We start from the raw sequence: 9334 nt of genomic DNA on the forward strand, positions 1-9334 counted from the left end.
CTGCTTAGGACAGAACACCATGGCAACCAATGCAAAACCCGTATATCAGCGTATCCTGCTTAAGCTTAGCGGCGAAGCCCTGCAAGGCGCGGAAGGTTTTGGTATCGACGCAAGCGTTTTGGATCGCATGGCTCAAGAAGTTAAAGAGCTGGTCGAATTGGGCATTCAGGTCGGTGTGGTCATTGGCGGTGGTAACCTATTCCGCGGTGCCGGTTTGGCACAGGCTGGGATGAACCGCGTAGTGGGCGACCACATGGGAATGCTGGCTACCGTAATGAACGGCCTGGCAATGCGAGATGCACTGCACCGTGCCTATGTGAACGCCCGCCTGATGTCTGCTATTCCACTTAATGGTGTGTGTGATAATTACAGTTGGGCTGAAGCTATCAGCTTGCTGCGTCATAACCGTGTGGTGATTTTTGCCGCAGGTACAGGTAACCCTTTCTTCACCACCGATTCCGCGGCCTGTCTGCGTGGTATCGAGATCGAAGCTGATGTGGTGCTGAAAGCGACGAAAGTTGATGGAGTTTACTCCGCAGATCCGGTTAAAAACCCTGACGCAACACTGTTTGAGCAGCTAACCTATCAGGATGTTCTGGAGCGCGAGCTAAAAGTTATGGATCTGGCGGCCTTCACTTTGGCCCGTGATCATAACTTGCCAATTCGTGTTTTCAATATGAACAAACCTGGCGCTCTGCGTCGCGTGGTGATGGGTGAGAATGAAGGGACGTTGATCACTAAAGAAGTGACAGCGATCGCTAAATAAGCGGCAGCCTGTATTGTCAGGGGCATGCGGCTTTCAGATATGCCCCCAATGCCTGCAACTGTTGGTTTGTATATTCACCGGCTATACTCATGCTATGGCCTGCCAAGTAACCAGTTTCCAAGGGTTCACAACGTGATTAACGAAATTAGAAAAGATACTGAAGTGCGTATGGAAAAATGCTTTGAAGCTTTCCAAAACCATATCAGTAAGATCCGTACCGGTCGTGCTTCTCCAAGTATTCTTGATGGCATTCAGGTTGAGTATTATGGCACTGCTACGCCATTGCGCCAGTTGGCTAACATTGTGGTTGAAGACTCCCGTACTCTGGCATTGACCGTGTTTGACCGCAGCCTTAGCGCCGCGGTTGAGAAAGCGATCATGACCTCCGATTTAGGGCTGAATCCTTCTTCCGCGGGTACCGTTATTCGTGTTCCACTGCCAGCATTGACAGAAGAGCGCCGTAAAGACTTGATCAAAGTTGTTCGTGCAGAAGCAGAGCAGGGCCGTGTATCGATTCGTAACGTGCGCCGTGATGCTAACGAAAAAGTGAAAGCTTTGCTGAAAGATAAAGAGATCAGTGAAGATGAAGACCGCCGTTCTCAGGATGATATCCAAAAACTGACCGATGCTTTTATCAAGAAAGTTGATACTGCATTAGCGGCTAAAGAAGCTGAGTTGATGGATTTCTAATTCTGACTGACAAAAAACAGAGCGTCGCTTAGGTGGCGCTTTGTTTTTAGCAGGATCACTATTTTGCCGATTCACTAGGTTAGTAGAGTCATGCGATATCGGCAGTAATACGCTATAAAATTGGGCCGAGGATATTTATTAGACCACCTGTTATTCGGGTCGGTTGCGCTCTCGCCTATCATAAAAACAGTTATTCAGAGCACTCTCATGAAGCAACTGACTATTCTTGGTTCTACTGGCTCCATCGGTAACAGCACTTTGGGTGTTGTCCGCGCTAATCCCGAATTATTCAACGTTACTGCACTTGTGGCTGGTCGCAATGTCGAGCAGATGGCAATGCAATGCCTCGAGTTTTCTCCTCGCTATGCCGCGATGTCAGATGAAATATCGGCCAAAGCGTTGCGCCAGTTATTGGCTGAGCACGGTTCGAAAACCGAAGTTTTTCATGGTGAAAAAGCGGCCGGTGAACTGGCTGCGTTAGACGATATTGATCAAGTGATGGCGGCAATTGTCGGTGTGGCAGGCCTGTCTTCAACGCTGGCGGCTATTCGTGCAGGTAAACAGGTATTACTGGCTAACAAAGAGTCACTGATTACCTGCGGCAAGCTTTTCATGGATGAAGTGAAACACAGCCATGCACAACTGCTGCCAATCGACAGCGAACATAATGCGATTTTTCAGAGTTTACCTGAGAAAATTCAGCGTAAACTAGGCTACTCTTCACTAAGTGAGAATGGCGTCTCGCGCATTATTTTAACTGGCTCGGGTGGCCCACTACGTGAAATACCTTTATCGCAATTTGCCGATGTCACACCAGATCAGGCTTGTGCTCATCCAAACTGGTCTATGGGGCGCAAAATTTCAGTCGACTCTGCGACTATGATGAATAAAGGGCTTGAATATATCGAGGCCCGTTGGTTATTTAATGCCAGCGCAGAGCAGGTAGAGGTTATTTTACATCCTCAATCTGTCATTCACTCGATGGTGCGTTATCACGATGGTAGTGTACTGGCCCAGATGGGGACCCCAGACATGCGTACCCCGATTGCACATGCGATGGCGTACCCAATGCGGGTTAATTCTGGTGTTGCACCACTCGATTTTTGCCAGATACGCGAACTGACGTTCGCTGCGCCGGATTATCAGCGTTATCCTTGCCTAAAATTGGCAATCGATGCTTCTAATGCAGGCCAGGCAGCAACGACGGCACTGAATGCCGCGAACGAAATATCCGTTATGGCATTTTTAGCTTCACGCATTCGTTTCACTGATATTGCAGCCATCAACCTTAGGGTTGTGGAACAGTTATCATTGGCTGAACCCACTAGTGTGGATGAGGTGCTGATCATTGATCGTCAAGCCCGTGATACGGCAGCTCAAGCAATAGAAAAATTGAATCATTAAGTTGTATTGGCTGTTTTGGGAATTTGTTAGGGCAAGGCTGAGATGGTATAGTCTGCACCGTCAATAGATAGATAGACTGTTGATTAGTGGCCCAATAGGTATTTAAACCGTCTATTTTGGCTGTCACTTAAGAAGCCGTGACTTGGTACACGGCTTTTTTTGTGGGCTTACTGCCTAATGTTCGGGACGAACAATTGATTTATTGAGGAAATGAGTTCGCATTATGTCGTCTGTAAATGAAGATAGGGCTAACTTGTGCCCCCTGATTCCGCGTCATGTCGCTATCATTATGGATGGTAATGGGCGTTGGGCTAAAAATCGGGGTAAATTAAGGGTCTTCGGTCATAAAGCGGGAGTGAAATCAGTTCGTCGTGCAGTAAGTTTTGCTGCCAATCATCATTTGGATGCGCTCACGCTTTATGCTTTCAGTAGTGAAAACTGGAATCGCCCTGCTCAGGAAGTCACCGCTCTGATGGAGCTTTTTGTTCGTGCGCTGGACAGTGAAGTAAAAAGTCTGCATAAACATAATGTTCGTTTATCTGTTATTGGTGATATCAGTCGATTTAGTGAACGTTTACAACAACGGATCCGTCGCTCAGAAGCGCTAACTGCCGACAATGACGGTCTGAAACTCAACATCGCTGCCAATTATGGTGGCCGTTGGGATATTATTCAGGGTGTGCGCCATCTAGCTGAGCAAGTACAGCAAGGTGAGTTGCAGCCCACAGATATCAGTGAAGAATCGCTAAACTCGCATATCTGCCTGCATGAGCAATCTGAGGTGGATTTAGTGATCAGAACCGGTGGTGAACATCGCATCAGTAATTTTTTGTTATGGCAAATTGCCTATGCTGAACTTTACTTTACTGATGTACTCTGGCCTGATTTTGATGAACATGTCTTTGAAGGTGCGCTGAATGCATTTGCACAACGCGAGCGTCGCTTCGGGGGAACTACACCTATCGATGCCACTGCATCCTAGGGGGAACTTTTGCTGAAGTATCGTCTCATAACTGCTTTGATTTTGATTCCGGTTGTCATTGGTGCCCTGTTCCTGCTTCCGCCGGTTGGTTTTGCTATTGTTACTCTCTTTGTCTGTATGCTTGCAGCCTGGGAGTGGGGGCAATTAGCTGGGTTCGCCAGTCGTTCTCAGCGTATTTGGTTAGCCATACTTTGTGGTTTTCTACTGATCTCAATGCTGCTTAGCCTTCCTGCCTATCAGCATTCTGCTCATCTACCACAAGTGAGTGTCCCTCTCTGGCTCTCTATGGGCTGGTGGGTCGCAGCATTGCTGTTGGTGCTTACTTACCCACGCTCTGCGGCGTTGTGGCGCGATTCACGTCTGTTACGTATAATTTTCGGCGTTCTGACTATTGTTCCCTTTTTCTGGGGCATGGTGGCATTACGTCAGTATGGTTATGAGCAGAACCACCATATCGGCGCCTGGTGGCTGCTGTATGTGATGCTTTTGGTATGGGGTGCGGATTCTGGCGCTTACATGTTTGGTAAATTATTCGGTAAACATAAATTAGCGCCTAAAGTATCACCAGGTAAAACCTGGGAAGGATTAATTGGCGGTTTACTGACATCAGCTCTGATATCATGGTTGTTCGGTCGTTATGCTCCGTTGGATATCATCCCGGAAAAACTGTTAATCTGTTCCGTGGTGGCTGCATTGGCCTCAGTACTTGGCGATTTGACCGAAAGTATGTTTAAACGTGAAGCGGGAATCAAAGACAGTGGTCATCTGATTCCTGGTCATGGTGGGATACTGGATCGTATCGATAGCCTGACCGCAGCTGTGCCGGTATTTGCCTGCTTAATGCTGTTAGTGTTTTAATCCGTCACTGACGGGGAGTTTAGGGAATATGATGAGCATACTCTGGAGCCTGGCCGCGTTTATTATCGCACTGGGGATCTTAATTACAGTGCATGAGTTCGGTCACTTTTGGGTGGCGCGGCGCTGTGGTGTCCGTGTCGAACGCTTTTCGATTGGTTTCGGTAAAGCGCTGTGGCGTCGGACGGATCGTCAAGGTACCGAGTATGTTATCGCCCTTATCCCGCTGGGCGGCTATGTTAAGATGCTAGATGAGCGTGTTGAAGCTGTTGCTCCTGAGCTTCGTCATCAATCTTTTAATAATAAAACTGTTTTGCAACGCGCGGCAATCGTCAGCGCGGGCCCTATTGCCAACTTCCTTTTTGCTGTCATTGCTTACTGGCTGGTGTTTATCATTGGTGTGCCAAGTGTGCGCCCGGTAGTGGGTGACATTTCGCCACAATCCATTGCTGCACAAGCCAATATTTCTCCAGGAATGGAACTTAAGTCTGTAGATGGTATCGAAACGCCTGACTGGGATTCTGTTCGTTTGGCCCTCGTCGGCAAAATCGGTGATAAACAAACACAGGTGGGTGTGGCACCATTTGGTTCTGCTAATGTGGTGCAAAAGACACTGGATCTGCAACAGTGGCAGTTCGAGCCTGATAAGCAAGATCCTGTCGTGGCGTTGGGTATTATTCCACGAGGCCCGCAGATTGAATCTGTCTTGGCTGAAGTTCAAACCGGGTCTGCGGCACAAAAGGCAGGTTTACAAGCAGGGGATAGGATAGTTAAAGTTGGTGGTCAGCCACTGGATCGTTGGCAAACATTTGTTTTACAGGTTCGTGATAACCCCGGTAAGCCACTGGTGTTAGATATTGAAAGGGGTGGTACCCCCTTGTCTTTAACCTTAATACCAGATACAAAATCGGTTGGAGAAAACCGCAATGAAGGTTTTGCGGGTGTAGTGCCGAAAGTTATACCGCTTCCGGATGAATATAGAACGATTCGCCAATATGGCCCGTTCACGGCACTCTACCAAGCTGGGGATAAAACCTGGCAGTTGATGCGGTTGACGGTAGGCATGTTGGGTAAACTGATTACTGGTGATGTTAAACTGAATAACTTGAGTGGCCCGATATCTATTGCACAAGGCGCTGGGGTTTCAGCTGAGTACGGATTGGTGTATTACCTGATGTTTTTGGCACTAATCAGTGTCAACTTGGGCATTATCAATTTGTTCCCGTTACCGGTATTAGATGGTGGACATCTGCTCTTCCTGGCGATAGAAAAGCTGAAGGGTGGGCCGGTTTCTGAGCGAGTACAGGACTTCAGTTATCGCATCGGCTCGATTTTGCTGGTGTTATTAATGGGGCTTGCACTTTTCAATGATTTCTCCCGTCTTTAACGGCTGGGGATAGGTTAGGAAGAACGCATAACAACGATGGCGATGAAAAAGTTGCTCATAGCGTCGCTGCTGTTTGGCAGCGCCACCGTATACGGTGCAGACGGGTTCGTAGTGAAAGATATTCATTTCGAAGGCCTGCAACGGGTCGCCGTCGGTGCGGCGTTACTTAATATGCCGGTTCGCGTAGGCGATACCGTCAGTGATGATGACATCGGTAAAACTATCCGTGCGTTGTTTGCTACAGGCAACTTCGAGGACGTTCGTGTCCTGCGCGATGGTGATACGCTGATTGTTCAAGTCAAAGAACGCCCAACGATTGCCAGCATCACTTTCTCCGGTAACAAAGCGGTGAAAGATGACATGCTTAAGCAGAATCTGGAAGCCTCTGGCGTCCGGGTTGGCGAAGCCCTGGACCGTACCACTATATCCAGCATTGAAAAAGGACTCGAAGACTTCTACTACAGTGTGGGTAAATACAGCGCTTCAGTGAAGGCTGTTGTTACACCGCTACCGCGTAATCGTGTTGATATCAAACTGGTCTTTACCGAAGGTGTCTCTGCAAAAATTCAGCAGATTAACATCGTAGGTAACCACAGTTTCACAACTGATGAGCTTATCTCACGCTTCCAATTGCGTGATGAAGTGCCATGGTGGAACGTGGTTGGTGATCGTAAATATCAGAAGCAGAAGCTAGCCGGTGATCTCGAAATCTTGCGCAGCTTCTACTTAGATCGCGGTTACGCCCGATTTAATATCGATTCTACTCAGGTGAGTTTGACGCCAGATAAAAAAGGCATCTATATCACCATCAACATTACCGAAGGCGATCAATACAAGCTTAATAGCGTTGTTGTGAGCGGTAATCTTGCAGGGCATCAATCTGAAGCGGATAAGCTGGCAGCGATTGAACCGGGTGAATTGTTTAACGGCAGTAAAGTCACACGCATTGAAGAAGACATCAAGAAGATGTTGGGCCGCTATGGCTATGCTTATCCGCGTGTGGTCTCTCAACCAGAAATTAACGATGCTGATAAAACAGTCAAACTGCATATCAACGTAGATGCGGGTAACCGTTTCTATGTCCGCAATGTTCGTTTCGAAGGTAATGACACCAGTAAAGACTCCGTATTGCGCCGTGAAATGCGCCAGATGGAAGGTGCATGGTTGGGTAATGATCAGGTCGAAGCGGGCAAAGAACGTTTAAACCGTCTGGGCTATTTCGAAACCGTTGATGTTGAAACTCAACGTGTTCCAGGAACTGCTGATCAGGTCGATGTCACTTATAAAGTCAAGGAACGCAATACCGGTAGTTTAAACTTTGGTATTGGTTACGGCACAGAAAGTGGTGTCAGCTTCCAGGTTGGGGTTCAGCAAGATAACTGGTTGGGTACTGGTAATACCGTCGGTATTAATGGTACGAAGAACGACTATCAGACTTATGCTGAATTTACCTTAACTGACCCTTACTTCACCGTTGATGGTGTAAGTCTGGGCGGGCGTATCTTCTATAATGATTTTAAAGCAGATAACGCAGACCTGTCTGGCTATACCAACAGCAGTTATGGTATTGACGGTACTTTAGGCTTCCCAATTAATGAGAATAACTCATTACGGGTTGGTTTAGGTTACGTCCATAACTCCCTGTCTGACATGGAACCACAAGTCGCGATGTGGCGATATCTTGACTCTGTTGGTCAAGATCCTAATCTGACTGATCGTGCCAGCTTCACAGCGGATGACTTCACACTGAATCTGGGTTGGACTTATAACAACCTTGACCGTGGTTTCTTCCCAACGTCAGGGGTTAAATCATCAGTTAATACCAAAGTGACGGTACCTGGCTCTGATAACGAGTTCTATAAAATCACTTTCGATACATCTGCTTACCAACCGTTAGATGAAGATCATTCATGGGTGCTCTTAGGCCGTGGTCGCTTGGGTTATGGCGACGGTATCGGTTCGAAAGAGATGCCATTCTATGAGAACTTCTATGCCGGTGGTTCCAGCACTGTCCGTGGTTTCCGATCAAATAATATCGGTCCTAAAGCGGCATACTATAATGCTAATGGGACCATCAGAGATTCAACCGATGCGGTTGGTGGTAACGCGATGGCGGTGGCCAGTTTAGAACTGATTACACCGACGCCGTTTATCAGTGAAAAATACTCAAACTCTGTACGGACCTCCTTCTTCATTGACTCAGGTACTGTATGGGATACTAACTGGGAAAATACCGCACTGACGCGTGCTGCTGGTGTACCTGATTACAGTAAGGCGAGTAATATTCGTGTGTCTGCCGGTGTGTCATTACAATGGATGTCGCCATTGGGTCCATTAGTGTTCTCATATGCTAAACCGGTTAAAGATTACGAAGGTGATAAGTCAGAGCAATTCCAGTTTAACATTGGTAAGACTTGGTAATTGATTGGCAAAGTAGTTCTGAATTTTAAAGACAGCACTGGTAGTTGAAATAACCTAAGGTAGCGCTAGTGAGTTTGGCGCTATTTTAGGCACTATTCAGTATTAAGTGCACTTCAAGGTGTCTCTGACACAAACGGGTAATGGTAAGGAGTTTATAGTGAAAAAGTGGTTGTGTGCCGCAGGTCTTGGTTTAGCATTGGCAGCTTCTGCCAGCGTTCAAGCCGCTGACAAGATTGCTATTGTTAACGTTTCCAGCATTTTCCAACAATTACCTGCGCGTGAAACCGTAGCTAAGCAGCTGGAGAATGAATTCAAAGGCCGTGCAACCGAACTGCAAGGAATGGAGCGCGACCTGCAAACTAAAATGCAGAAGCTGCAACGTGACGGTTCTACCATGAAAGCCAGTGATCGTACCAAGCTGGAAAGCGACGTAATGAAACAGCGTGAAACTTTCTCTACTAAAGCCCAGGCTTTTGAGCAAGATAATCGCCGTCGTCAGATGGAAGAGCGTAACAAAATTCTGAGCCGTATTCAGGATGCTGTTAAATCTGTTGCTAGCAAAGGTGGTTATGATGTGGTGATTGATGCAAATGCTGTTGCATATGCAGACCCTTCTAAAGATATCACTGCTGACGTGCTGAAACAGGTTAAATAAAACATGCCTTCAATTCGACTGGCTGATTTAGCTCAGCAGTTGGATGCACAGGTGTACGGTGATGGCGATCTCGTCATCACCGGCATCGCTTCTATGCATTCCGCCGAGCCTTCGCAAATCACGTTTTTGTCAAATAGCCGCTATCAAGAACAACTCGCTACTTGTAATGCAGGT

The 9334-nt window shown here is 47.3% G+C and carries 9 protein-coding genes; all 9 read left to right on the forward strand.

From position 1 onward, the window contains the following. Nucleotides 1-19 precede the first annotated feature (19 nt). The gene (pyrH, locus tag V2A84_RS23605) at nucleotides 20-766 is read left to right on the forward strand and encodes a UMP kinase (protein WP_083162919.1); all 747 of its coding nucleotides are present in this window, start codon (nucleotides 20-22) and stop codon (nucleotides 764-766) included. Between the two features lie 132 nt (nucleotides 767-898). After that, the gene (gene frr / locus V2A84_RS23610; protein ID WP_083162921.1) at nucleotides 899-1456 is read left to right on the forward strand and encodes a ribosome recycling factor; all 558 of its coding nucleotides are present in this window, start codon (nucleotides 899-901) and stop codon (nucleotides 1454-1456) included. Nucleotides 1457-1663: 207 nt separating this feature from the next. After that, nucleotides 1664-2860, forward strand: a complete 1197-nt coding sequence (ispC, locus tag V2A84_RS23615; protein WP_083162923.1) for a 1-deoxy-D-xylulose-5-phosphate reductoisomerase — start codon at nucleotides 1664-1666, stop codon at nucleotides 2858-2860. A gap of 223 nt (nucleotides 2861-3083) precedes the next feature. Beyond that, complete coding sequence (gene ispU, locus V2A84_RS23620) at nucleotides 3084-3842, forward strand: (2E,6E)-farnesyl-diphosphate-specific ditrans,polycis-undecaprenyl-diphosphate synthase (RefSeq protein WP_083162925.1); 759 nt, start codon at nucleotides 3084-3086, stop codon at nucleotides 3840-3842. Between the two features lie 9 nt (nucleotides 3843-3851). Further along, a complete protein-coding gene (gene cdsA / locus V2A84_RS23625; protein ID WP_083162927.1) occupies nucleotides 3852-4700 on the forward strand; it encodes a phosphatidate cytidylyltransferase in 849 nt (282 codons plus the stop codon). Nucleotides 4701-4728: 28 nt separating this feature from the next. Continuing rightward, nucleotides 4729-6084, forward strand: a complete 1356-nt coding sequence (gene rseP / locus V2A84_RS23630; RefSeq protein WP_083162929.1) for a sigma E protease regulator RseP — start codon at nucleotides 4729-4731, stop codon at nucleotides 6082-6084. 36 nt (nucleotides 6085-6120) lie between these two features. Further along, nucleotides 6121-8505 carry an outer membrane protein assembly factor BamA gene (bamA, locus tag V2A84_RS23635; protein WP_083162931.1) on the forward strand — a complete coding sequence of 795 codons (2385 nt, stop codon included), beginning with the start codon at nucleotides 6121-6123 and terminating at the stop codon, nucleotides 8503-8505. 157 nt (nucleotides 8506-8662) lie between these two features. Next, a complete protein-coding gene (gene skp, locus V2A84_RS23640; RefSeq protein WP_032820361.1) occupies nucleotides 8663-9160 on the forward strand; it encodes a molecular chaperone Skp in 498 nt (165 codons plus the stop codon). A gap of 3 nt (nucleotides 9161-9163) precedes the next feature. Then, nucleotides 9164-9334, forward strand: a 171-nt coding sequence (locus V2A84_RS23645) for an LpxD N-terminal domain-containing protein (protein WP_442849150.1), incomplete at its 3' end; no start/stop codon positions are given.

This window comes from Yersinia sp. 2553 StPb PI, from assembly GCF_052217105.1.
Lineage (GTDB): Bacteria > Pseudomonadota > Gammaproteobacteria > Enterobacterales > Enterobacteriaceae > Yersinia > Yersinia enterocolitica_E.

What these genes read in the sequence shown, in the direction of transcription:
- ispC (WP_083162923.1), top strand. Translation starts at nt 1,664, where the DNA reads ATGAAGCAACTGACTATTCTTGGTTCTACTGGCTCCATCGGTAACAGC.
- pyrH (WP_083162919.1), top strand. Translation starts at nt 20, where the DNA reads ATGGCAACCAATGCAAAACCCGTATATCAGCGTATCCTGCTTAAGCTT.
- rseP (WP_083162929.1), top strand. Translation starts at nt 4,729, where the DNA reads ATGATGAGCATACTCTGGAGCCTGGCCGCGTTTATTATCGCACTGGGG.
- ispU (WP_083162925.1), top strand. Translation starts at nt 3,084, where the DNA reads ATGTCGTCTGTAAATGAAGATAGGGCTAACTTGTGCCCCCTGATTCCG.
- bamA (WP_083162931.1), top strand. Translation starts at nt 6,121, where the DNA reads ATGGCGATGAAAAAGTTGCTCATAGCGTCGCTGCTGTTTGGCAGCGCC.